This is a genomic window from Roseivirga sp. YIW32, from assembly GCF_057219245.1.
The window spans coordinates 1,508,768-1,533,786 of record NZ_JBXVVG010000001.1; the positions used below are offsets into that span (position 1 = coordinate 1,508,768).

General features: G+C 43.3%; 22 protein-coding genes and 3 tRNA genes. 12 read left to right on the forward strand and 13 right to left on the reverse strand.

Features of this window, described 5'->3' with window-relative positions:
• The first annotated feature begins 19 nt into the window (after positions 1 to 19).
• Positions 20 to 2,440 (forward strand): ABC transporter permease, encoded by a 2,421-nt coding sequence (locus AC2D6U_RS07280; protein WP_484720295.1) that lies wholly within the window; start codon positions 20 to 22, stop codon positions 2,438 to 2,440.
• 201 nt (positions 2,441 to 2,641) lie between these two features.
• Positions 2,642 to 5,113 (forward strand): ABC transporter permease, encoded by a 2,472-nt coding sequence (locus AC2D6U_RS07285; protein WP_484720296.1) that lies wholly within the window; start codon positions 2,642 to 2,644, stop codon positions 5,111 to 5,113.
• Positions 5,114 to 5,170: 57 nt separating this feature from the next.
• Here the strand turns inward: AC2D6U_RS07285 and AC2D6U_RS07290 are convergent, their stop codons facing one another.
• The 4 genes from AC2D6U_RS07290 to AC2D6U_RS07305 form a co-directional block, all read right to left on the reverse strand.
• Positions 5,171 to 6,808: a bifunctional metallophosphatase/5'-nucleotidase gene (locus tag AC2D6U_RS07290; RefSeq protein ID WP_484720297.1), complete on the reverse strand. Its 1,638-nt coding sequence runs from the start codon at positions 6,806 to 6,808 to the stop codon at positions 5,171 to 5,173.
• Positions 6,809 to 6,839: 31 nt separating this feature from the next.
• Positions 6,840 to 7,253, reverse strand: coding sequence for a sulfur reduction protein DsrE (locus AC2D6U_RS07295; RefSeq protein WP_484720298.1), 414 nt, complete (start codon positions 7,251 to 7,253; stop codon positions 6,840 to 6,842).
• Positions 7,254 to 7,727: 474 nt separating this feature from the next.
• Positions 7,728 to 7,814 (reverse strand) — tRNA-Ser (locus tag AC2D6U_RS07300).
• A 95-nt stretch (positions 7,815 to 7,909) separates the two neighbouring features.
• Positions 7,910 to 8,983: a hypothetical protein gene (locus AC2D6U_RS07305; RefSeq protein WP_484720299.1), complete on the reverse strand. Its 1,074-nt coding sequence runs from the start codon at positions 8,981 to 8,983 to the stop codon at positions 7,910 to 7,912.
• Positions 8,984 to 9,080: 97 nt separating this feature from the next.
• On the opposite strand from AC2D6U_RS07305, the gene AC2D6U_RS07310 reads away from it, so the two are divergent.
• Complete coding sequence (locus AC2D6U_RS07310; protein ID WP_484720300.1) at positions 9,081 to 9,653, forward strand: DUF4956 domain-containing protein; 573 nt, start codon at positions 9,081 to 9,083, stop codon at positions 9,651 to 9,653.
• Positions 9,654 to 10,216: 563 nt separating this feature from the next.
• Here the strand turns inward: AC2D6U_RS07310 and AC2D6U_RS07315 are convergent.
• The 6 genes from AC2D6U_RS07315 to AC2D6U_RS07340 all read right to left on the reverse strand — a co-directional run bounded on the left by AC2D6U_RS07315 (position 10,217) and on the right by AC2D6U_RS07340 (position 14,337).
• Positions 10,217 to 10,291 (reverse strand) — tRNA-Pro (locus tag AC2D6U_RS07315).
• Positions 10,292 to 10,445: 154 nt separating this feature from the next.
• Positions 10,446 to 10,853, reverse strand: a complete 408-nt coding sequence (locus tag AC2D6U_RS07320; RefSeq protein ID WP_484720301.1) for a DUF1573 domain-containing protein — start codon at positions 10,851 to 10,853, stop codon at positions 10,446 to 10,448.
• Positions 10,854 to 10,890: 37 nt separating this feature from the next.
• Positions 10,891 to 11,559, reverse strand: a complete 669-nt coding sequence (locus tag AC2D6U_RS07325) for a DUF2461 domain-containing protein (RefSeq protein WP_484720302.1) — start codon at positions 11,557 to 11,559, stop codon at positions 10,891 to 10,893.
• Position 11,560: 1 nt separating this feature from the next.
• Positions 11,561 to 12,247, reverse strand: coding sequence for a DUF2461 domain-containing protein (locus tag AC2D6U_RS07330; protein WP_484720303.1), 687 nt, complete (start codon positions 12,245 to 12,247; stop codon positions 11,561 to 11,563).
• 112 nt (positions 12,248 to 12,359) lie between these two features.
• A complete protein-coding gene (locus AC2D6U_RS07335) occupies positions 12,360 to 13,265 on the reverse strand; it encodes an aldo/keto reductase (RefSeq protein WP_484720304.1) in 906 nt (301 codons plus the stop codon).
• The gene (locus AC2D6U_RS07340) at positions 13,255 to 14,337 is read right to left on the reverse strand and encodes an AI-2E family transporter (RefSeq protein WP_484720305.1); all 1,083 of its coding nucleotides are present in this window, start codon (positions 14,335 to 14,337) and stop codon (positions 13,255 to 13,257) included. Before AC2D6U_RS07340 ends, AC2D6U_RS07335 begins: the two co-directional genes overlap by 11 nt.
• A gap of 165 nt (positions 14,338 to 14,502) precedes the next feature.
• Here AC2D6U_RS07340 and AC2D6U_RS07345 point away from each other — a divergent pair.
• Positions 14,503 to 14,576 (forward strand) — tRNA-Arg (locus tag AC2D6U_RS07345).
• Positions 14,577 to 14,639: 63 nt separating this feature from the next.
• On the opposite strand, the gene AC2D6U_RS07350 is transcribed toward AC2D6U_RS07345, so the two are convergent.
• Both AC2D6U_RS07350 and AC2D6U_RS07355 read right to left on the reverse strand, forming a co-directional pair.
• The gene (locus AC2D6U_RS07350) at positions 14,640 to 15,188 is read right to left on the reverse strand and encodes a hypothetical protein (protein ID WP_484720306.1); all 549 of its coding nucleotides are present in this window, start codon (positions 15,186 to 15,188) and stop codon (positions 14,640 to 14,642) included.
• Between the two features lie 308 nt (positions 15,189 to 15,496).
• Positions 15,497 to 15,889, reverse strand: a complete 393-nt coding sequence (locus tag AC2D6U_RS07355) for a type I restriction endonuclease subunit R, EcoR124 family (protein ID WP_484720307.1) — start codon at positions 15,887 to 15,889, stop codon at positions 15,497 to 15,499.
• A 179-nt stretch (positions 15,890 to 16,068) separates the two neighbouring features.
• Between AC2D6U_RS07355 and AC2D6U_RS07360 the strand changes: the two genes are divergently transcribed.
• The 8 genes from AC2D6U_RS07360 to AC2D6U_RS07395 all read left to right on the forward strand — a co-directional run bounded on the left by AC2D6U_RS07360 (position 16,069) and on the right by AC2D6U_RS07395 (position 24,280).
• Positions 16,069 to 17,037, forward strand: a complete 969-nt coding sequence (locus tag AC2D6U_RS07360) for a vWA domain-containing protein (RefSeq protein ID WP_484720308.1) — start codon at positions 16,069 to 16,071, stop codon at positions 17,035 to 17,037.
• Positions 17,034 to 17,996, forward strand: coding sequence for a hypothetical protein (locus AC2D6U_RS07365; RefSeq protein WP_484720309.1), 963 nt, complete (start codon positions 17,034 to 17,036; stop codon positions 17,994 to 17,996). The genes AC2D6U_RS07360 and AC2D6U_RS07365 overlap by 4 nt, the downstream gene beginning before the upstream one ends.
• 667 nt (positions 17,997 to 18,663) lie before the next feature.
• On the forward strand, positions 18,664 to 19,842 hold the full coding sequence (locus AC2D6U_RS07370; RefSeq protein ID WP_484720310.1) for an acetyl-CoA C-acyltransferase: 1,179 nt from the start codon (positions 18,664 to 18,666) through the stop codon (positions 19,840 to 19,842).
• A 54-nt stretch (positions 19,843 to 19,896) separates the two neighbouring features.
• Positions 19,897 to 21,207 (forward strand): toxin-antitoxin system YwqK family antitoxin, encoded by a 1,311-nt coding sequence (locus AC2D6U_RS07375; protein WP_484720311.1) that lies wholly within the window; start codon positions 19,897 to 19,899, stop codon positions 21,205 to 21,207.
• Between the two features lie 43 nt (positions 21,208 to 21,250).
• Positions 21,251 to 22,195, forward strand: coding sequence for a phosphoribosylaminoimidazolesuccinocarboxamide synthase (locus AC2D6U_RS07380; protein ID WP_484720312.1), 945 nt, complete (start codon positions 21,251 to 21,253; stop codon positions 22,193 to 22,195).
• Position 22,196: 1 nt separating this feature from the next.
• Positions 22,197 to 22,556, forward strand: coding sequence for an STAS domain-containing protein (locus AC2D6U_RS07385; RefSeq protein WP_484720313.1), 360 nt, complete (start codon positions 22,197 to 22,199; stop codon positions 22,554 to 22,556).
• A gap of 4 nt (positions 22,557 to 22,560) precedes the next feature.
• Complete coding sequence (locus AC2D6U_RS07390) at positions 22,561 to 23,478, forward strand: ribonuclease Z (RefSeq protein WP_484720314.1); 918 nt, start codon at positions 22,561 to 22,563, stop codon at positions 23,476 to 23,478.
• Positions 23,471 to 24,280, forward strand: coding sequence for a queuosine precursor transporter (locus AC2D6U_RS07395; RefSeq protein WP_484720315.1), 810 nt, complete (start codon positions 23,471 to 23,473; stop codon positions 24,278 to 24,280). The genes AC2D6U_RS07390 and AC2D6U_RS07395 overlap by 8 nt, the downstream gene beginning before the upstream one ends.
• Here AC2D6U_RS07395 and AC2D6U_RS07400 read toward each other — a convergent pair.
• Positions 24,277 to 25,017 (reverse strand): TrmH family RNA methyltransferase, encoded by a 741-nt coding sequence (locus AC2D6U_RS07400; protein ID WP_484720316.1) that lies wholly within the window; start codon positions 25,015 to 25,017, stop codon positions 24,277 to 24,279. The two genes, AC2D6U_RS07395 and AC2D6U_RS07400, sit on opposite strands and share 4 nt — an antisense overlap.
• Positions 25,018 to 25,019: the final 2 nt, after the last annotated feature.

Genomic DNA, 25,019 nt, shown 5'->3' on the forward strand with positions numbered 1-25,019 from the left:
ATCACCTAATAAATTGAATATGACTAACATAAAGGCTTTGCTAAAAGTCTTTCACAAGCACAAATCTTACACTGCCATAAACATATTTGGACTTAGTGTCGGATTTGCACTTTTGATGGTCATCGTTTTACTTCTCCAATTCGAGCTGAGCTACGACAAACATTGGGAAGACTCGGAGAAAATTTATCGGATCGACTCGCGCTTTCTTCAAGATAATACGATAGACCAACTGGCGCTCTCTTCAAAACTCTTGCCCGAGCGTTTGAATGAATTGTTTCCTGAGGTTGTCGGCTATGCGCGGTTCTCTAGACCTAAAAACCTCTCGGTCAAAGTCAACAATCGGCTCTTTAGTGAAGAGAGGATCCTGTACTCCGACCAACAGAGCTTGGCCGTATTTCATCTCAACTTTTTAATAGGTAATCCTCAGCAAGCGCTAGACAATCCGCAGGATTTGATCATTTCAGATGAACTGGCCATGAAATGGTTTGGTGAAATAGACAAAGCCATTGGTCAAACGGTGTGGGTTAAGAACAAGTACTTTACAATCAATGCCGTTTTCAAGGCCATACCCAAAAACTCTCACTTACGTTTTGATGCGCTCATGTCGTATGGTACCGCCATGGAAAAATACGAGGATTACGACCTCAACACCCTCAACATGAACCTTTGGGTGCCAGATGCCTACTGTTATATCAAACTCTCCACTAAAAATAGCGACTTGGTGAGGCAAAAGATCCAGGCATTCATTGATGACAATGTCTATCCTCTTATTGCTGCCGAGGGTAGCAATGAACGACTTGAGCCGCAGCTCTTTGCCCTAGAAGAAACCCACTTTACATCAGGTTCTTCTTTTGACCAACCCAAAGGAAACGCTGCTTTTATTAAAACCACAGGCATCATTGGGGCGGTGATACTATTGATCATATGCATCAACTATTCCAACCTGGGCATGTCAATTCTAGTGCAGCGAAACAAAGAACTAGGGATGAGACGCCTTTTAGGAGCCTCAAGAGGCCAGCTCATTGCCCAGATCACCACTGAATCTTTTATCAGTGTTGCAGTTGGTTTTGTGATCGCCCTTCTTTGGTTATTAATACTAGACCAAAGCCTTTCCTTAGAATCACTGACCGGAAGAAATATTGGCTACGACCTTATTTTCCTCACTCCCAACCTACTGCTTTGGATTTATTGTATGCTATTGGTTACGCTTTTGAGCTCATTTTATCCTGCCCTGGTCTTTTCAAAAGCAAGTATCATTTCAATTCAGGACAGAAAGCGAGAAGGAAACATGATCACCAACCTCATGATCAGTATACAATTTATCGCCGGCTTTATGGTCATCAGTTCCATGTTTTTGATGGAATCTCAATTGAGCTTGCTTTCATCATTTGACTTAGGCCTTACGCAAGAACCGGTCATTTCTATCGAGGTTGGCGAAAGCTCCAGTCCTCAGCAAGTACAACTGATCAAAAGTGAATTGGCCAAAGAACCGGGTGTCTCTATGATCACTGATGCGATAGTTAGAAACGAAGAGCTGATCGGCATTTATCATATCAATGCATCCGTCTTGGGCAAAGACAATACCCTTAGTGAAACCTCTTTTGCGGCAGGCTTTGTAGGGCAAGACTATTGTCAAGTCTTCGATATCGCACTAATTGAAGGAAGAAACTTCAGAGAAAACACCATTGAGACGAACAGCGTTTTGGTGAACCAGCGATTTGCCAACCGCTTTTACAAAGGCAGCGCAGTTGGACAACCCATTTACTTTCGAAATCAGGTTTACGTTATCATTGGGGTAGTCGAAAATTTCTATTATCAAAGTCTGCGAGAGGATTTGGAGCCAATGGCCATCTTTCCGAAGCATGTCTTTGCCAACGATCTTACAGCTCCAATAGAAACTAGTTTTCAAATTCGCCTTGACGATACTGACCATGAACGAACATTAAAAAACATCAAGGAAATCTTTGCCTCGAGCTACCCGAACTTTCCGTTCAGTTATCGTTTCATATCAGAAAAAGTAAAGGGATTTTATCAAAAAGATGAGAAAAACACCACGTTAACCGCTGTTTTAGGCTTCAGCGCCATCATTATTGCCATTTTCGGTCTTGTTGGGCTGGTTTCATTCGAGATCAACCATCGGAGAAAAGAGCTCAGCATTCGTAAAGTGCTTGGAGCTCAACCGCAGGCCTTATTTTTGGTCATTAGCCGGAAACAATTGCTGTTGTTGTTCATCTCCTGTATGCTCTCGATCCCAGCCACCTATTATTTTATCTCCGACTGGCTCAACGACTTCGTCTTTAGCATCGACCTAAGCAGTTCATTGATCATTGCGACGTTAACAAGCCTGCTGATCGTATGCGTCATGGTACTCTCCGCCATGACCTTGAAATTTATTGAAGTAGTCAGGATCAACCCGGTCAAAAACTTGCGACACGACTGACCCCTCAATCGGTTGCCGAGGCTAAGGTAAGCTCTTGCAGCAACTTTTTGATAAACCGCAGGCCGCCCATATACGCACGCTTATCAATTATTTTCTCTAAATTTTGATACGGCTGCTACTTTTATTCTGTCAAAAACATTTTTAGATCGTCTTAAACTTGGCAATAGCCCAGAGGATCATTCAACTCAAACAACAAAAGTCATGAAAAATTTAGTGTATGCGTTTCGTGTGTTGCTGCGCAATAAATTTTACGCTTTTCTCAACATCTTTGGTTTGGCCTTAGGTTTGGCCGTCAGCATCATCATTTTATTATATGTGCAGAGCGACAATACCTTTGACAAGTCTCATGAAAAATGGGATCAAGTCTATCGGGTAGAGTCTAAATTTTACATACCACCTAAAAACGATGAATTCGCCCTCACCTCTTTGGCGCTGGCTGAAACCATGCAAATGGAATTTCCCGAAATTGAAGCCTTCACACGAATTCAAAATGCAGGGCAAATACTTTTTAGAATTGGGGATAACAATTTCTATGTGGATGACATCTACTTTGCTGATTCCACTATGTTCAAGCTCTTTACACATGAATTCATTCAAGGCGACCCAGAAACAGCTTTAAAAGAGCCCAACAGCCTTGTACTGACCGAGCGTACGGCAAAAACGCTCTTTGGTGATCAAAACCCCTTGAATGAGTTAGTCAAAACAGACAACAATACCTTTACTGTAAAGGGAATCATAAAAGATTTACCGGATAATGTGCACCTCACCTTCAATGGTTTGGCTTCATTCTCAACCTTACTTTCTGGACAACCACCTTTAACAGCGCAACAACGCAGTCAACAGCTCTGGAACATCCAAACCTACTCTTACGTGCTCCTTCCAAAGGGATATAACGCAAGCAATATCACAAATGATTTTCAACGTGTGTTTGATAAATATATGGCTCCTCTGGCTCAGTTAGCTCCTTCATTACGAGAAGCTAGTTTCGAACCTCGTTTGGTTCCTTTGAATGAAGTGCATTTCAATTCAAAGGTGCAGTACGACCTGCCTACAGGAAACAAAGCCTACACGCAAGCCTTTATGGCCATCGGGATCTTTGTATTGATTCTCGCCAGTATCAACTACATGAACTTGGCTACCGCCAGAGCAACCAAAAGAGGAAAAGAAGTAGGAATTAAGAAAGTGTTGGGGTCGACGAAAAGAAAACTCATTTCTCAATTTTTAAGTGAATCCATATTGATCACCACTTGCTCATTGCTCTTGGCCATTGGTTTCACCTACATGATACTATACGGAACGAATCTGAATAATTTGTTGGGTAAATCGTTGGTCCTCGATTGGGTCAACAATCCGGTCTTAACCTTTGGCGCCTTGGGCATCACCTTGTCCTTAGGTATATTATCAGGTTTATATCCAGCCTTTTATTTGTCCTCCATTTCAGTCATTACTGCCATGAAAGGTGGGGTAAAATCAGGCCCTGGGAGTTTATTTATGCGTAAATCCTTGGTTGCATTTCAATTCTTTATTTCTATCGGAGTTGTCATCTCAACCCTTTTGATGAGTAATCAGATCAATTTCATGCGCACAAAAGACTTGGGTTTCAATAAGGACAATGTGATCATTATTCCAACCCGTGACACCACTGTCAGCAAACGACTAGAAGTGATTCAAAATGAATTGCGTGAAAACCCCAACATTGTCGACGTTACCACCTCCTTGGGTTTGAGTGCGTCGAGTACCAATGTGGGTAACCGATTAATAGGAAGTGGACGCCAGGTAATGCAGGTAGAAGGAGCTGATACCATTATGGTGACCGACACCTACAACATCATGTTCATCGGAGAAAACTTCATCAAAGCGATGGATATGCAGCTCGTTACCGGTCGCGACTTTGATAAGAACATCCAATCTGACCTTACGAATGCAGTACTTGTGAACAACGCCATGGTAGAAAAAATGGGCTGGGATGATCCTATTGGGAAAAAGGTCTCCAATGCCGGTCCAGGTGTGCCCGTTGCTCGTGTGATCGGAGTAGTCAAAGATTTCAACGCCTTTTCGCTTCATGTGGCGGTAGAACCGATGATCATCATGAGGTATGAACGATTTGGTGCGCCGATCAGTCAGCTCAACCCCTCTGTGATCGTTCATGCAGAAGATGGTAAACTTCAGGAAACGTTGAATTATCTGGAAGAAAAATATGCCGAACTCGATCCAAGCCACCCGTTTGAATATGGTTTATTAGACACCCAGGCGGAGAATCTTTACCGCTCAGACCAGCGGCAAAGCAAATTGACCGCAATTCTTTCCTATATCTGTATTTTGATCAGTTGCCTTGGGCTTTTAGGTCTTGCTAGTTATTCGACGGCGACTCGAATCAAAGAGATTGGTGTTCGAAAAGTATTGGGTGCCACCATACCACAATTGGTCTTTATGATCTTTAAAGACATCATGACACTGGTGATCCCAGGCTTTATTCTGGCCATTCCAACCTCTTATTTATTGGTGGATGATTGGCTACAGGTATTTCAATACACCATTGACTTGCCAACTGTGATCATTGGTGCTGCTGCTTTCTCCGGCATTATCGCAATAGCCATTGCATTTGCTACCGTTAGTTATCACTCATTAAGGGCTGCAAGGCAAAATCCTGTGAATGCCCTGCGTTACGAATAACATAAAAAAGGCAGCCAAGAGAGCTGCCTTTTTTTATTCCTTATGACATACTAGCTCCTAATGAAATACGTAGGAAGTCCCCGGTACCGTTGAAAAGGAGTAGGTGCCTAAACTTTCGCTGTATGCACGTCCGTCCAGAGTTGGAGACACAGGAGAGTGTACTTTCAAATACTCTTCTACCACGTCATGAATCGTATAAGGCATCACTTCTACATCTTTCACGTAAGACATACGGCATAATCGATCGAGTGGGTCTCCAGGTCTTACACAAGCAGAAATGGAATAGTACTGGTCATCTTGCATGGGCTCACCTCCTACCCAAATTTCTTGAATACGCTGACCTTTCGGGTTTTCGCTGGCAAACTTGACCTTCATGCCTGAAAACCGCACGAGCCAGCCACCGAATCGTTCAGAGGCTTCGGCCGCAAAGGCATTATGCATTTCTTGTTCAAGCCATTCTTTGATCTGTTTTCCACTCGCTTTACCTGTTTTGATCTTTTCATTCACTGGTAATACATTCCACAAATTCGCACGGGTAATGGGTGCTGCCTCACCGTTTTCAGGAACAATTGGATTACCAAAGCGGAAGCCATTAGAGATGGAAATATCAACCCCTGTCTTCCAACGCGCTGCATCTGTGATCATGTTATCCATAGGATTTTCAACCGTTAAGTACCTGTAGATGGGTGTATTGGTATACCCAATGACGGTTTCTAGATTCTTTTTGTATGGTGCTTTGGCATCCTCCACCAACGCTTGCGTTTTTGGATCTGCAGGGTACACTTCCGGATCAATATCGATCAACTCATAGGCATCACCCACAAACTTACCATCGACGAATTTCAAGGTCAGTTTGCCCACAAATGAACCAAAGGCACCCGGCTCCGTGACTTTCGCAAATTTTCCATTTAAGGGTTGTCGAACACGCTCGTGGGTATCGTTTCCAAGGATGTAATCAACGCTCTCCGCCATCGCATCATTTCCTAGGGCCAACTGTTTGAACACCCCTATGTGTGTCACTAAAAACAAGAGATCCACTTTTTCTTCTTCTTTCAAGTAGTCCAAGGTCTGTTTGAATTCTTCATCCATTCCTGAGAATGCAATCCCCTCACTAAAACTGGGGTTTTGCCTAACCGGTACAGCCGGATCGTTAAGCCCTACAAAACCTAACTTGATGCCCTCGATCTCCTTGATGGCATAAGGAGCAAATAAGCGCTCCTTGGTGACATCATGGTACATATTTTGTGCCACCACTGTCGTTTGATATCCTCGCATGATTTCCAACATGCTTTCTTTACCATAGACCACCTCCCAATTACCGGGGATAATGACATCATAGCCCATTTCCTTGATGATCTCAGTCATTACTTTACCCTCTGAAAGAGCAGCATATCCACTGCCTTGAATCAGGTCACCACCATCGACAACGAGCGTTCTGCCGGGGTTCGCCTTACGTTCTTGGTCGAAAAGCGTTTTGATATTAGCCAGCCCACCTCTGTTCTTAAATACGATTTGCTCTTCCTCCCAGAATAATTCGGGATGAGGATCTAACTGCCCATGTATATCTGCAGTTTGTAATACGGTAATGTGAAGCGTATCGGCTTTCGCCAGCTGCTCGCTTGAACCAGTTGTATCGCAAGATGCAAGACCAATAGCCATACTCATCAGTACACCACCATAGAATGCGTTCTTCATTATTTTCATGTTGCCTTTCTTAAATTTAGCCTTACAAGCTTAGGCTATGATAGCCCTTTTTCTGCAATTGTAGATCATACAAAATTCCATTTTCCACGATCTTCATTTCTTTGGGCACCTCACTTCTTGCCACCTTGAATTTATTGAGTGAGAAGCCACAGGCGATCAACGTTACCCCCAAAGACTCTGCCTTTTGAATGAAGCCACCCATTTTTTCAGGGTCTGTTATTTCGCCGATCAGCTGACCGCAAATGATCACCTCAAAGTTTCCAAACTTACTCCCATCCTCATTTTTCAAGGCCTCAGCGGCAAGTAAGATGGGTTGTAGCTGAGCCACTTTTTTGGTTAGTACAACATAATCTTGCTGATCGTTTTGCGCCTGTATTGGGGATAGGCTGACCCCTGAAAGAAGCAGCACATATGCCATAAAGAGTATAGATTTCATTCTCATTGATAATTAGGAGTGAATATGTGATTAGAGTTTACATTTAACCTAACCACCACATTTGGTTGTGATGACCAACCTAAACGTAGTGATACAATTTCTTCAAGTCTATCACTTTGTTGAGATTAAATCTGTAACCATTGTTACCAAATAGTTGAAGGGAATTGTCTTGAGGCGCCCTTGTTGGTGTTGTCACCAACAAGCTATCTCGACCCTGGATTAGCTCCGCTGATCCCGTTGAGGGGGTGCCTGCAAAAGCCCTGCAGATGCTATTACCTTGTCCCGCCCTTATTGGTGTTGTCACCAACAGCCTAAACCCAACCCAGGATTAGCTCCGCTGATCCCGTTGGGGGGGGGGAGCCTGCAAAAGTCCTGAAGATGCTAGCGCATCTATGTCCTTTTTTTGTTTGTCAGCTATTTTGAGCAAGCTCAATAGCCACAAACAAAAAAAGTCCTGCATATGCAGGACTTTTGCGGAGAGAGGGGGATTCGAACCCCCGGTACGGTTTCCCGTACGCATGTTTAGCAAACATGTGGTTTCAGCCACTCACCCACCTCTCCGTTGAATGATTTGCTAAATGGACTGCAAATATAAATGAAAGGCATTAATTTCAATGTTTAGCCTTCTAATTCTTGCCAAAATTCGAGAGATTTTTTCAAAGACAGGTACTGAGCAAATTATTCTCAATAAAACGTTTTTGATCTGCTAACCTGAAGAATTCATTGAGATAATCGATCATGTACTTTCTCTCTCGCTCAGGTAAATAGTCAATCTCATTGATCACTTGGAACAGCGCCTCTTTCTTGGTCTTAAATTCTTCGAGTATTTCCGGGATCACCGCTTCATTCGCACAACTGCCAAGATAGTACCGCTCTTTGACCGATTTTAGTCCTAAGCCCTCAAAAGGCACAGCGTAGGTAGCATTCACCAACCCGCTGTAGTCGAAGTCATACGGTATGGGTACAGCCAGCTTTTTCGTCACATCCTCCGGCATCATGATCTTGACATTATGCCTTCGGGTAACTGCAAAATCCGTGTTCCCTATCATGTAATTGAACAAGGTTAAGCGGACCATGTCTTTGGGTTCCATGAATTTCTGACTCAAATTGTCTTGATCGATCTTGATCCCACCCAAACGTTGATCCAATAGGCCTTCAGGCTCAATGAGAAAAGCCCATGTATTGACATCTTTTCCTTTGTTTCCCGTGTCAATGTAATCGACAGAAAGCAGCCGCACTCGGAATGAATTAGGTGAGATAACATTGAATAGCTTGTAGACCAGGTATTCTTTCAAAATGTACTTCTCGTACACAATGGAATTCTTGCAGTGTGTAACGAGTTTGATGTTCTTCGTTTCTTCTAGGTACTTATTCTCAACATGGGAATTATTGATATTCAGACGAGTCGGAGGAAAAGTACAGCGCTTTTTTCGGCTGTTCCCCCTAGCCTTTACCCTTACCTCTTTCGTGATGATGGTATCTGCTTCTGCAATTTCAAAACCAAGCAGGGCTTTCTGGTACTCATCGTTGTTCTTGTTCTTAGAAAATGCTTTTAAGTCAAAAGAAAGGGTTACCCTTGCTGGTGCATTGACTTCGAATAAGTCCACATTGGTCCAAAGCGAATCGATCAATGCTTCACTTCTCATTTCCGGATCAACGTCTTGCCCACTGGCCAGCAAAAAGAAAAAATGACTGATTAGAATGAAAAGGCTGCGGCGGATGAGATTCATACCTAGTTAACTTCGCGAAAATATTATCTTCAATGAAATCAATTCAAAAGAAAAGAAAATCCACTTCGAAATAACTGAACAGGTGATATCCAACAACTTGCGATTCATCTATACGATCGCCTTGGTTTTCGGTATATCCAGACTACTCTATTTCAGAAAAAATGCCAAAGCGGAATATGTCTTAGCATTTTGTGCAATGTACACTGTTGTTTTCATGATTTGCCTATTGATCAAACACATTGATTTAGGGCTGGGATTTGCGGTGGGTATCTTTGCCATTTTCGGAATCATCAGGTACCGCACCATTCCAATTTCGACGCGTGAGATGACGTATCTATTCGTCGTCATCAGCATTGGAGCTACCAATGCCTTGATTCCCAATGACGTTAATTACCTCAGTTTGGTCTTAAGCCACATTTACATCGTATTGTTACTATTTGTCTTGGAAGTCTACTTTGATCGAAAAAAGAAAGCCATTAAGAAAGAATTGATCTACACTAACTTGACCTTAATTCACCCCGATCAACGCGAAGCATTGCTGGCGGACCTTAAGGTAAAATATGGCTTTGAGCAAGTGAAAAATATTTCGATTCAAAAGATTGATGAAATCAAACAAGCCGTTCGCTTGGAAATTGAATTTGAGGCAACGCGTGAACAAAACGTAGATTAACAATCAACAGCCTGCTAAGGGATCACACCAACCTACCGCCGCTGTTGGTGTTGTCACCAACAGCCTAAACCCAACCCAGGATTAGCTCCGCTGATCCCGTTGGTGAAAACCTGCAAAAGTCCTGCAGCTGCTACTACCTCAACTCGCCCTTGTTGGTGTTGTCACCAACAAGCAAACCCAATCCAGAATTAGCTACCCTGATCCTTATGGGGGAGTTAACAATCAAAAGTCTGCTAAGCGTTGCTTATCATCCTACCGCCGCTGTTGGTGTTGTCACCAACAAGCATACCCAACCCAGAATTAGCTCCGCTGATCCTTGTGGGGGAGTTAACAATCAAAAGTCTGCTAAGCGTTGCTTATCATCCTACCGCCGCTGTTGGTGTTGTCACCAACAGCCTAAACCCAACCGAGGATTAGCTCCGCTGATCCTTATGAGGAGTTAACAATCAAAAGTCTGCTAAGCGTTGCTTAGCGCTTTTTTTATGCCCATTCCTCACACAAGCAAGCTTGGTTCGAATGGGCATAAAAAAAGTCTGACAATTTCATTGTCAGACTTTTGATTGTCGGGGTGGCAGGATTCGAACCTGCGACCTCCTCGTCCCAAACGAGGCGCGATGACCGGGCTACGCTACACCCCGAACCTATGATCCAGAACCAGAGCTCCGAATCGGAGTGCAAATATAGACCTTATTTGAATAAAGAAAACTACGGCCAGCGATATTTTTCAACAATTTTGCCATGACCATTTAGTCATCCGAGTCGGCTGAATTCAAGGGATTGATTGCCAATAATTTAGTCTTCTGTGTCTTTCCGCTGAATCGTGCCCCGTAAGGTCAACACAATGGTTTTGTCCGTTGAGGCATTCGTCACCAAGGTGACCGTTTTGTTCTGTTTCCCCATTTTACCGGCACTATTGAACCGCACAAACACCTCTCCTTTTGCCCCAGGCTTTACTTCGTCTTTCGAATACTTCGGCACTGTACATCCGCAGCTTCCTCGAGCGGATAAGATCTTTAAGGGTTCGGTGCCAATATTTTCAAAAACGAAACGGTGTTCAACGGTATCCCCTTGCGTAATCACGCCAAAATTTAGTAGGGTTTCTTCAAACTGAATAATAGGTCCGGTCTTCACTTGGGCCTCCTGTGAAAAGGCTACCGTGCCTAAAACCAATAAAAAAGTACAGATCAATTGTTTTCTCATTTGTCCTTATGCTCAGTGTAAAAACGAAGATATATAATTAGCCCAATGAAAGGAATTCATCATCAGAAATGGCGACATTGATGAAGTCCAACACTGGGATTAAGTCCTGATAGGCGCCAATAACCATTTCGTCAAATGCTCCAGACACAAAGTCTTTTCTGTTGAAATTCGTCCAAAGTGCCATACTCTTCATCTTAAGCAATTCGATGTGCGGATGGTCACTTGTGTATCCCTTTGGGGCATTCTTCAATTTATCTTCCTCAAACAACTGATACTTCCTGATATTTGGTGCATTGAGCATGTCAAACAAACGATCGCCTTCATAGTCAATCTCCGACCTTAGGCTTTTCAGCTTGTCTGATGAAGGATGCCATAGCCCTGCGGCAATTAGGTTTTCGTAGGCACCTAACTGGATATAAAAATCTGCCAGTCCTTTACCAAAGCCAAAACCTAAACCAAAGTGATCTTTGTACACAGGGCGCTCAGGGTGAAACATTAAGTTATTATTGATGCGATTGAAGGCTCTTCTTGCATTTGGCTGCAAGATGCGAGGATCGCGTTTTTTCAATTCAAGTAAGATAGGATCAAAGGTTTCTGCCAACATGTCCTTTACCTCATGGTACCATGTCCTATTCGCGTCCATCCACTCCTTCGAATTATGGGTCACCAAAGCCTCGAGAAAAACAAAAACCTCCTCCCTTTTCATATTATTCGATCAATGAGAGTCCATTAAGGTCTGTCGTCAAGTATTCCGTCATCACATCAAAAAATGGTCTTATGGCCAGCAAAATCCCTAAGGCTTCATCCACAAAGTTGTCCGCCATGACCTCTTCGTCGCTAAATTCATGAAAAGCATACAAGGACTTGTGTCTTAGTAGATCAATGGAAGGGTGATCCTTTTCAAAGCCTTTCGGAGCTGTTTTCAGCTGTTCTCCCCTCAGGCTTCCAAAAGCCTGCTTGAATACCTTGTCTTCCAATACTTCCCTAAGCTCCGAATCATCTTGACCAATATGATTTCGAATGAGCTTTAAATCCTCTGGCGAAGGACCATAAAAACCTCCACCAATCACTGTTTGACCCGGCTGTAAACTGAAAAAATACCCACCGCGCAGCTGAGGTTTCACCCGAGCAAAGCTACCTGCAAAATTAGTCTTGTAGGGTCGTTTGTCTTTAGAAAACCGTACATCGCGATAGATCCTCATCAGACTCTTTTTACCCGATGGCGTTGCGAGTTGATCATGTACTTTCAATCGTTCCAAAAGCTCGTCGGCAAAAGCAATCGCTTGCTCATGCGCTTGCTGGTAAACCGGCTTGTGGGCATTGAACCAATCACGATTATTATTGGCCTCGAGTTGACGTAAAAAGTCAAATACTGAAGGAGAAATTATTGCCATATCACTTATTATTAAGCATTCACTAATTGTATTTTTACTTGAGCTAACGTTACGAAGTCACCGATTTCCCTGCCTACCTTATTTAACCATTGAGACCCTATCGATCGCTTACTTACTGTTCACTGAGCAGGTGCTGTTCATAAGACAAAGGATCAAGCACGGTAGAAAGCGCTTCAAAAACTTCAGCTGGCAGTTCCGGGTATTTTGAATAATCGATCAATTCGTCCAATTGTTCCAAATTACTGATACCTACTATAGCAGATGTGATGGCCTTATGCCCTAAAACCCAGCCCAAAGCAAGCATCACATGGTCCTTTTTCTCAATTGAGAATAATTTTAACTTATCTATCGTTAATTCAACTAATTGAGTAGTATACCCTAAATATTTACTTATGCCCTTATTGACTAGAATTCCTTTTGCCAAGCAACCTCTTGCCATCATGCCTACTTCATATTTCGTGAAGGAATCAAAGTACTCCTCGGGCCTCCTATCGAGCAAAGAATACTGCATCATGTTCGAAGCAATTCCTGTCTCCTTCACCAATTTCATGAACACATTGGGCCGAATAGAAGACAACCCATAACTCTTGATCTTCCCTGCTGACCTGAGTATTTCAAAGGCTTCGATCACCTCGTCGAAGGGGTCGTCAATGGTTCCCCCATGCAATTGATACAGATCGATCTGCTCAATACCCAGACGTTTCAAGCTTTCTTCAGCTGCAGACAAAATATAACTTTTCCTAGGCATCCACTCCCATCCATCGTTGGTGTCAGACCACTTGTTACCCACTTTTGTAGCGACTACCAGGCCTTCTCTTCTACCCTTTATCGCCCTACCGAGAACTCGTTCATTTTCTCCTTTTTGGTAAAGATCAGCCGTGTCAAAATAAGTGATCCCATGGTCAATGGCCTTATGAATGAGACGCTCGTTGAGAGCAAAATCGCTGCCCAATGACATACAACCAAAGCCAATCTCTGAGACGTAAAGTCCTGCTCGTTTGAGGTATCTAGTCTTCATCGGCTACCGGCATGGCTTGTTCAATATTTCCGTTTTCTGAAAGCATTATGGCGATGGATCTTGTCGATGGGAATTGAGCACAAATGATCACGATGACAGAGACGATCGGAACAGATAAGATCATGCCCAAAACACCCCATATCGCGCCCCAAAAAGAAAGCGAAATAATGACCACCAATGGACTAAGGTTAAGCGATTTGCCCATGACTTTGGGTTCCACATAGTTTCCAACAAGAATTTGAATGGCTTCAACCGCAGCCAATACATAAATAAAAGGCCAAAAGCTACCGTATTGGAACACGGCAAAAATCGCCGGCAACAGACTCGCCACTAATGAACCTACATAAGGGATATAATTCAGAATGAAGATAATGAAAGCCCATAGCAAGGGAAAGTCTACCCCGAGGAGCAGCATGACCACATAGCTCAATACAGCTGTTAATAAACTCATTTCTGTTTTCACAGTAAAGTATTTGTTGACAGCCATGCTCACATGGGAGACCACATGCATAAAGCTTTTGCGTTTGCCTTTTCGTTGAAAAACCGCTGTCATTTTCTGGTCAAAATAGTTTTCCTCAAACACAAAAAAGATAACATAGACCACCACAAGCGTGAAATTCCCTAATGCCGTACTCACCGAACTAAAAATACCAGAGATCAAGTTTTTGTAATCAAGATTCTGAATGCCTTGCTCAATTTGACTCACATACCCCCCCATTCTGAGGTCAGCCCGAGCCTTATTGAGCATATTGGTTAAGTTCTCATCATACTTATCGCCATTCTCTGAAATCAGACGAATATTGACAGAAAGCACTTGATAGATGAGGTAAGCGATGAGGAAAACCAATAGAGTCGCCAATAGGCGTTGAAGCCAAAGCGGCATCTCTTTCCCCTTGATTCGCAGCCTACCAATGTACTTGCGTGCAGTACGTATCAGATACCAGATCACCATAGCCAGGACAATTGGCTCTAAAAAAGACCTGAAATAGATGAGAAATATGACCAATCCGGTCAGAATTATGAACCAATAAGCTGCTTTCTGGAGGTTATTGAGGCTAAGATCGGTCTTCATGTGATGGCGTTGGATTGAATATACAAATTGCTATTTCTGCTAAACAAAGCAATACTTTCTAGCGATAAAGCGCTGTACTGAAAAAATAATTGCATTTTCAAATAGGTGCTTGCGAGAAAAACTTCCTTTTCACTATATTCGCACTCGCTTTTCACAAAGCACGTTGGTCTGCTAGCTCAACTGGATAGAGCAACTGCCTTCTAAGCAGTAGGTTTCAGGTTCGAGTCCTGAGCGGATCACTTAAAAACCCCACCTGAGTTAATCAGTGGGGTTTTTTCATTTTTTGGCAAGCTATTGGCAAGCTAATAACTATTAAGCCAATCTAGAGAAACTAACTCATTTGGAACATTCATCTCAATCAATTGCTCATACGCGGTTTGACTCTCACACAGTATTTGTTTTAACTTCAAACAACCAATAGGGGTTTTCTTATTGAATTTCAAAAAATCAATTGAATCTTTTAGACTTGGATCTAAATCATTCGAAGCAAGCAGTGTCGAATTTGAAGGCACCAAAAACCTAATTTCTTTCTCACTCGACCATTTATTATTCAGAAGAAAGAAACCAAGGTTAGATATATCTGGCGTAATAAAAATCGAGTCTCCTATTTTGAATCTCGTTAATTCCTTCAACAAATGAAGCATCTCATTTGTGGGATAAGTAACATTTGAAAAGTAAAAGAAAGAATATGCTGCAGTCCAATTAAATTGAAGACGAAAAGGACCGAAAACTGAGTACATTTCATCAATATCATCGGCATTCAATTCATCTTCAAGCACAAAAAATGTAAAATATGCACTTCGTATCTTGGACAATAACCCCTCATTTTTTTCATCAAATAAACCTTCCAACTCTATTTGTTAATATATCCAATTATACTCATCGTCAAGCCCTGTACTTAAAATTGTATTAGACCTAATACACTGCTCATCAATGATGTTAAGTACACTTTGCATATTAGTGAAGTGATTTAATACGTTGAATCCTGAAAGAGGTATTAAATTCAACCTTTTAAATAAAGATGTAATGAATCTCAATGTTTCTCTATTATCTATAATTGCAAAAGAATTTTCACCATGAAATATGGATTCTCTTGCAGGCACGTATAGGTCCAAAGAATTAAACTTTTCTACCAATAACCTGTATGCACTTTGTATTATCACTCCCCCATCCCTCCAATAAATGTATCCACAAAATCGACCATCTTATCGATGATGCGGTTGATGGTAGTTCTGCGTTCTTTTAGCTTGGGCTTATCGCCTTCGATCATTTCCATGACCTCAGTGTTGATCGGCTTGCGTTCGGTGAAGAGATAGGTATCTATGGCGTTGTGAAGTAGGGCTTCATTGAGCTTTTCTTCTACGGACCAACTGGTCGCTTTTTGCAACAGATCGACCAATCTACTTTTGTGTGTGGGACTTAAATGTTGGGCGACAATAACGGCCAGGTCTTGCTGTTCTTTGGGCAATTGGGCGAGTAATTTGGAAATGGCATCTAGACCTCCAGCGCTGGCACCTACAACGCAGACGAATTTATTGGTAATACTTGACAATTCGGTAACATTAATACGTTCAAGAAAAACAATTTAGCCCCTAAAGCGTAAAAAAAACTTGACTTACGTCATGGTTTAATTTCCAATATTAACAGCTTTTAACAGCTTTTTTGAGTTGAAATGATAAACGGAAATGCATCTGATGCTACATTGATTATATTCGCAATTCAACGTAAGACATGACCTGGTTCAGAACACTTGGAAATACGGAATTGATCTTCATTGGCCTGTTTTTATTGGCTTATGTATTGTACATCTATCGGCTACTGAAAGTAGCCAAACGGATGAACACCTCTTTTCGTCCCTTGTTCTTCAAGCTGCTGATTCGTAGTACTGCCGTCGCATTGGTCATTGTCGCCTTATTGGGCCCTTCCTTTGGAGCCACCACCAAAGAAGTAAAGTCTGAAGGGAAGGATATTTTCATCGCCGTTGACCTCTCACAATCCATGAATGCCTTCGACATCCAACCCACCCGATTGGAAAAGGTAAAATATGAACTCAAAAAGATCGTCGAATCCTTTAGCTCTGACCGCATCGGTCTTATTATTTTTTCTTCTGAAGCTTTTGTGCAATGCCCCCTCACCTACGACCAAAGTGCACTGAACTTATTCATCAGTACCTTGAATACGAGCTTGGTGCCAAACGCCGGCACAGATTTTGGTGCCCCTTTAGACATGGCCTTTGACAAATTGGATCAGACAGAATCCTTGGTAACCCAACAAAAAGCTGAGATCATTTTGATGATCAGCGATGGAGAGGATTTTGGAGATGACACCGCCGAAGCGGCTAAGAAAATTCAAAAAGCAGGTATTCAATTGTTTGCTCTCGGAGTTGGTACTGAGACAGGTTCGAAGATCAGGGAATCACGCGGCTTCAAGCGAGATCGAGAAGGACAGGAAGTGGTGACAAAACTAAATTCGAAGTCCCTACGTAAACTTGCTGTGGATACAGGTGGTCAATATTTCGAGATCAACGATCAACAGAATGATGTCAATCGTCTGATCCGGGCCATTAACGAAATAGAAGGCGAAGTACGGGATGCACGTATGATCGATGCTTCAGCCAACAAATTTTACTTTTTCCTAGCAGGGGCAATCCTATTGCTATTGATAGACGCACTGACCAAAAGAAAAACACTAAGGGTATGAAAAGCATGATCTCCTACTTCTTGATAATTTCGCTTAGTCTACTCAGCACTGATCCGGTCACTAAGATCGCCAAGTCCAATGCGTTAAAACGAGAAGCAAAAGCAGCCTACGAGGCAGGAGAATTTAAATTGGCGGTAGAGGCGTACACCCGACTGATCGATTCCTTGATGATTGATGACCCACGCGCACAGCTCAATCTGGCAAATGCGGCCTACCGAGTATCCTATGGAAGCGAGAACTTTGACGTCTTGAACGACATTTCTAATGGCGCAAAACGTGTTCAGGATTCGGCTTCGTTGAGTGCCGTTTCGGAAGAAATCAAATACTTCGATATTGCTGACTCGAATTATCGCTCATTGAGAGACAGCGAAGATCTTTCCGCCGCTTCCATGGCCTTGAATCAATTGGGCGTGATCGCTTACCGAAGAAATGAGATCGCCAAGGACGATAAGACCACACTCATGAATCAGGCCCTCGCTGACTTCAAGCAAGCCTTGATCAAGAACCCACTCAATGAGCAGGCGCGCTACAATTACGAATTGCTGAAAAAACTGATCCAGCAGCAACAAGAGCAAGAACAAGAGAACCAAGACCAAAAACAGGATCAACAGCAAGACCAGGAAAACAAGGATCAACAGAACAAAGACCAGCAAAAGCAAGACCAAGAGCAGCAAAACCAGGAAAAACAGAACCAAGAACAGCAGGATCAACAAAACCAAAATCAGGAGCAACAAGACCAAGAGCAGCAAGAGCAGGAAAACCAGCAACAGCAAGAAGAGCAACAGCCACAGGAAGAAGATCCGATGGAAAAGCTCATGGACAAGCTCAAGGAAATGAACATCCCTTTAGAAAAAGCCCAAATGATCCTTGAGGCGATGAAAAACAACGAAGTGCAGTACGTGCAGCAAAAGAAGAGAAAAGCCACAAAACCCCGCGAAAGCGATAAGCCGGATTGGTAAATGTTGAATGTTGAGTGTTAAATGTTGAGTGCTAAATGTTAAGTGTTGAGTATTGAGTGATAAGTGTTGAATGCTTAGCGTTAAATTTTCTTACAGCTTCTGTCTTCCAGCCTCTGACTTCCGTCTTCCGACCTCTGACTTCTGACTGCTATCCTCTGACTTCTGACTTCTGTCTTCCTACTCCCTCCTAATTCAAAGTGCTTAATGCTCCTACTACTCCCCTAACATTGCGTTTAACTTAGTCATCCCTTTAGGGAATGAGGGTTATTCTTATTGATGCTCGAAACTCGACACTCATAGCTAGTGCCTTGAAGCTTGCGGCTTGTAGCTCCTCACTTTCCCCTAACCCTTAAAGGAGAAAGAAACCGTAAAGCCTAGGCATCCCTTCAGGGAATGAGGGTTATTCTTATTGATGCTCGAAACTCGACACTCATAGCTAGTGCCTTGAAGCTTGCGGCTTGTAGCTCCTCACCTTCCTTAACCCCTAAAGGAGAACCAACGGGTTAAACTTTGGCATCCCTTTAGGGATTGAGGGTCATTCTTATTGATGCTCCAACCTCAGCGCTCAAACCTCAAATCTTCTCCCTCCTTTCTCCACGAATGGTCATGGAAAAACAAAGCCTTTGTGTAACTTTGCTAACACTCGTTAGGTAAACTATAAAACAACATGAACGAAGTCTATATTGTAGCAGCTGCCAGAACCCCAATTGGTAGCTTTGGAGGAAAACTAGCTGGCTTTACTACCACACAACTTGGCTCATTCGCCATCAAGGGTGCTTTGGAAAAAGCAGGCGTCGATGCCAAAGAAGTACAGGAAGTATACATGGGCAACGTGGTCTCTGCAGGGCTTGGACAAGCGCCGGCTCGTCAGGCAGCACTCGGTGCCGGCATCAGCGACAATGTGCCTTGTACCACCATCAACAAGGTCTGCTCATCAGGAATGAAATCGGTGATGATCGCAGCACAATCCATTATGGTGGGCGCTCAAGACGTGATCGTTGCGGGTGGTATGGAAAGCATGTCCAATATCCCTTATTATATCCCAAAAGCCCGATACGGCTATAAGTATGGCAATGGAGAATTAATCGACGGTCTGGTAAAGGATGGTCTTTGGGAAGTCTACAATGAGTTTCCCATGGGCAATTGTGCGGATAACACAGCCAAAGAAATGAACATCAGCCGCGAGGCGCAAGATGAATATGCCATCAATTCCTACAAACGTTCTGCTGCAGCTACTGAGGCAGGAAAGTTCAAAGACGAGATCATTCCGGTCGCCATTCCGCAAAGAAAAGGCGATCCGATCATGATGACCGAGGATGAAGAGTTCCATAATGTCTTTTTTGAAAAGATCCCTGCCCTACGTCCAGTCTTCAGTAAAGAGGGAACAGTCACCGCGGCTAACGCTTCCACAATCAACGATGGGGCTTCTGCCATGGTCTTGATGAGCAAGCAAAAAGCAGAAGAATTAGGTGTTAAACCCATTGCCAAGATCATTGGCATGGCCGACGCTGCGCAGGATCCACTTTGGTTCACAACCGCTCCAAGCAAAGCAATTCCAAAAGCCATGGCGAACGCGGGTGTGAGCAAGGAAGATGTAGATTATTATGAGATCAACGAAGCCTTCTCTGTTGTGGCCTTAGCCAACAATCAAGAATTAGGCCTTGATCCGGAAAGGGTCAATGTAAATGGTGGCGCTGTTTCTCTTGGACATCCGCTGGGTGCCTCAGGTAATAGAATTTTGACCACCCTGTGCCATGTACTTGACCAAAACAATGGCAAGATCGGTGTCGCCGGCATTTGTAATGGCGGTGGTGGTGCTTCCGCCATGGTCATTGAGAAAATGTAAGCTCGGCATACGAAATACAAAAGCCTTGCGTAGTTTTACGTGAGGCTTTTTTTTATGAAGAAAACACTCATCCCTATCTTTTGCTTTGTCATTCTTTCCGCTCAGGCGCAACAGGTGGTCAAGACCTACTATCCACCCTTATACAAAAACCTCAAAGCAGAATATACCATCCTGAATGGAGACTCTACCCTGATCGACGGAACATACAAACAATATCATGAAGGAGGAACATTGGCCAAGAAGGGCTCCTTTACTATGGGCAAAGCCAACGGCCTTTTTGAAGAGTATTATGAAGACGGCACATTATTGAGCAAGATCACATTTCAGGAAGGGCAACAGACAGGCCCCTTTGAAGTGTATGGTCCGACTGGCACCCTTGTGCAAAAAGGAAGTTATCAAAACGGATTATTAGCAGGCGAAGTAATGACCTATTATGAAGAAGGACAGCTAAAAACCAAGTCTTTCTTTAGCAAGGGTCGACTCAATGGACCAAACCTCAGTTACTACCAAAACGGGAACATCAAGGAAGAAGCTACCTATAGTGATGGCACGCCAAACGGAGCAACAAAGACCTATTACGAAAATGCCCAATTGGCCTCCACTTTCAACTATGAACAAGGTGTCATAGAAGGCACCTATGTGACCTACTATCCAAATGGTACCGAAGAATGGGTCTATGCTTACCAAAAAGGGTATAAAAACGGTCCTTATAAAAAATACTACAGCACCGGGAAGCTCTGGGAAGAAGGCAGCTTTATTGATGGCTTGCTCAACGGTGAGGTGATCAGGTATTTTGAGAATGGAAAGCCTCAAGAAGAGCTCAATTACCAAAAAGGAGCTAAAATCGGTAAGAACAGGTATTACTATGACACCGGAGAACTGCTTCGCGTGGAAGAATACACCAAGTTGGCCAAAGACGCTACCTTTTATGAATACCATAAAAATGGGCAATTGCGCATGAAGAAGGTCTACGAAAATGGTCTACCCATCGGTACTTGGTCTGAATTTGATGCTTCTGGCGAGCTGATAGAAGAAACACCTTTTCGACAAGGCAAGATCAACGGCTACAGGAAGTATTATGCAAATGGTGAGCTCGTGAAGAAAAGCCAGTACATCGACAACACGAAAAGAGGCACCGAAACAACTTATTTCCCCTCTGGAAAGAGAAAAACAGAAACCACCTATTATGCCAACAAGAAGGCCGGTAATCATTACGCCTACTACGAATCAGGCGAATTAGCGGTCAAAGGAAGTCATCGTAGCGACAAAAAGCACGGCACGTGGACATATTACGACAAGGAAGGCGAAGTCCTTAAGACTGAACTATATAATTTGGGCCGATTGATGAGTAGTTCAGAAAATTAGCAAAGGCCATTTTGGCGTCCAATTTTTGACTAATTTTAAGCCCATGGCAAAAGGGATCAAGCAAACGAATTTTACATTTCCGGGACAGCTCGACTTCTACCGAGGCAAAGTCAGGGACATCTATTATTTCGAGAAAGAATTGGTGATGGTGGCCAGCGATCGCATCTCCGCTTTCGATGTGATTTTACCCGAACCCATTCCCTTTAAAGGACAAGTGCTCAACCAGATCGCGTCCAAATTCTTAGCCGCAACAGCAGACATCGTCCCTAACTGGATCACAGCCTCTCCCGACCCAAATGTAAGTGTAGGACTGAAATGTGAGCCCTTTAAAGTAGAGATGGTGATCAGAGGTTACTTGGCCGGGCATGCCTGGCGAGAGTACAAAGAAGGAAAACGAGCAGTTTGCGGAGTGGCATTACCTGAAGGGTTAAAGGAAAATGACAAATTGCCCGAACCCATCATTACCCCAACCACTAAAGCGGCCGAAGGACACGATGAAGACATTTCGAGGGAAGAGATCATAGCGCAGGGTATTGTGAGCGAGAAAGACTACGCCCAGCTCGAACACTACACACGAGCCTTGTTTCAACGAGGTACTGAGATCGCTGCCGCTCAAAGGCTCATTCTCGTCGATACAAAGTATGAATTTGGCCAACACAATGGTGAGATCATCCTGATCGATGAGATCCACACACCGGATTCCTCTCGCTATTTTTATGCAGCAGGCTATGAAGAGCGTCAGGCCTCAGGTGAAAAGCAAAAGCAGCTTTCAAAAGAGTTTGTGCGGCAATGGTTGATCGAAAATGGATTCCAAGGAAAAGATGGCCAGGCCATTCCTGAAATGACGCCGGAGGTTGTAAATTCTATTTCCGAAAGATATATTGAATTGTTCGAGCAAGTCACTGGAGAAGAATTCAAAAAAGAAGCAAAACAACGTCCACTTGAACGAATTGAACAACATATAAAAGACTATTTAGCAAACCATTAGCATGAAGTATCAAATTGAAAAATCCGAGCTCTATACGCTCTTTACACTAGAAGAAGAAAAGCTCGATTCTACGCTATCACCAGAGCTCAAGTCTGAAATGATCGCCCTACAAACCCAAGGCACAAAGAACTTGATCTTGAACCTATCACGCACTAAGTATGCGGATTCATCAGGTTTAAGTGCCCTGTTGACTGGTAATAGAACGTACTCCGAAACTGGCGGTGCCTTCATTCTTTCAGAAATCACGCCTTTTGTCGAGAAACTATTGACTATCTCTCAGCTCAATAATGTATTGACTATTCTGGCGAGTGATGAAGCGGCAAAAGACCTTGTATTAGCCAACAGTCCAGAAGACGAGTGATCTTTTGAGCATTAAAATCACAATACTTGGGTCAAATTCTGCAGCACCGGCTCACCGCAGACACCATACGTCGCAGTTCCTGACTATTGAAGGACACTGCTACCTAATCGATTGCGGTGAAGCGACCCAGCTTCAACTGAAGCGGTATCAGCTCAAAGCCCAACGAATCAAGAACATCTTTATCTCACATTTGCACGGAGATCACTACCTGGGCTTAATGGGCCTTTTGTCTACCATGCACTTGATGGGCAGAAAAACACCCCTAAATCTTTACGGTCCTAAAGGGCTTGCTGAGATCATTACCTTGCAGCTGAAGTATTCGGATACCGTATTCAATTATCCGGTCAACTTCGTAGAGATCGACACAGAGAAGCATCAGCTCATCCATGAAGACAATCAGGTAGAGGTATTTACCATTCCCTTGGATCATCGAATCCCCTGCAGTGGCTTTCTTTTCAAGGAGAAACCAAAAAAATACCGATTGATCAAAGAGATGTTGCCCGAGAACCTATCGATCACTCAGATCCAAACACTCAAAAATGGTGAAGATGTCATGAATGACGACGGAACTCTTGCTTTCGATCATCGCCTGTATACAAAACCACCGCGAAAGTCTTTTTCATACGCCTACTGTTCAGACACCAAATACAACGAATCGGTTATACCCATCATCAAAGGTGCCGATTTGCTTTACCATGAGTCTACTTTTTTAGATGAACACATGGACCGTGCTAACAATACCTACCATAGCACTGCCAAAGAAGCCGCGACCATTGCCAAAAAAGCAGAAGTTGGTCAGCTCTTACTTGGTCATTTTTCGGTACGCTATAAATTGCTCGAACCCTTGGAGGAAGAAGCGAGAACCGTCTTTGAAAATTCCCACATTGCTCATGAAGGCAAAGAATTCATCCTCCATGACTAAAGAAACCTCCCATATCTTGAACGATAAGAAGACCCGTCTTTTTATCATTTTAAGTGGGATTTTCATCACCAATGCCATCATCGCCGAAATGATCGGCGGAAAGATCTTCTCTTTTGAAAAAACTTTAGGCCTCGAACCACTCGATACCCCACTATTCGGTGACTATCTGTTGCAATTTAACCTGACTGCCGGCGTATTGCTGTGGCCTGTCGTTTTCATCACAACAGACATTATCAATGAATACTTCGGCAAAAAGGGGGTGAGAAGAATAACCTTTATTACCATTGGGCTAATCGCCTATGCCTTTATCGCCATCTATTTTGCGATGAAATTAGCACCTGCTGATTTCTGGTTAGAAGTGAATGCGACAGACGCCACCGGGGCTGCCATTAACATCAACGAGGCCTTTCGGCTTGTGTTGACTCAAGGATTAAACATCATTTTCGCCTCCTTGGTCGCCTTTATGGTCGGTCAGTTTGTGGATGTATTCGTTTTCCATAAGCTGCGAAAGATCACGGGAAAACGGATGATCTGGCTTAGGGCAACGGGATCCACTTTGATCTCCCAATTGATCGATAGCTTTGTGGTGCTACTCGTCGCCTTTTATTTTCTTGGCCCTTGGAGCATCGAACAGGTATTAGCGGTTGGCATCACCAACTATGTCTATAAATTTCTCATTGCGATCGGGCTCACCCCTCTTCTCTATGTCGCCCATTATGTCATCGATAGGTTCTTGGGTATTGAAAATGCCGAAGCCATGATGCAAGCAGCCAGCGAGGAAAGCGAACAAGGATTTTTCTAACGAAAGAAATTATCCAAAGCCACAGCAGTGGCAATGGCTACATTCAAGGATTCAGCTCCTCCTCTACTTGGAATCTTGACCTGGTGATCAACAAAAGGCAGCAGATCGTCTGAAATCCCTTTCGATTCATTTCCCATAAGGAGCATGGCATCTTGACGTAAATCAAGCGAATAGATAGACTCACCTCCTAATAATGCGCCATACACCGGAAGTTCCTTGGCTTGTAAAAAGGCTTGAAGATCGGTATAAAAAACCTTAACTCGAGCAAAAGAGCCCATTGTGGCGTTGATGACTTTCGGATTGTAAATGTCCGCTGTTCCCAAAGAGCAAATAACGTGTTCTATTCCATACCAATCGGCTATTCGGATGATGGTTCCCAGATTTCCAGGATCGCGCACTTCATCCAGAACCAAGGTAAAACCAGAAGTTAGCGTGGGTAAAGCCTGCCGTTCTGGAATTTTCAATACGGCCAAACCCGCATTATTGCTCATGAAAGTACCGGCTGCTACCAGTTCTTGTTCTGTAACACTCTCCAGCTCTCCTCTGAGCTGAAGTCCCTCTTTTTGCTCTAACTCCTCTCGAAAATACGGCGTCAGGGCCAAATGCTCGATCTCTAGGGTAGATTTCAAGGCTTCAACGACACCTTTTGCACCTTCTACAAGAAAATTACCGTGTTGCAGCCTATATTTCTTAATATGAAGAGATTTAAAATACTTTAATTTACGTTTAGAAAGCATAC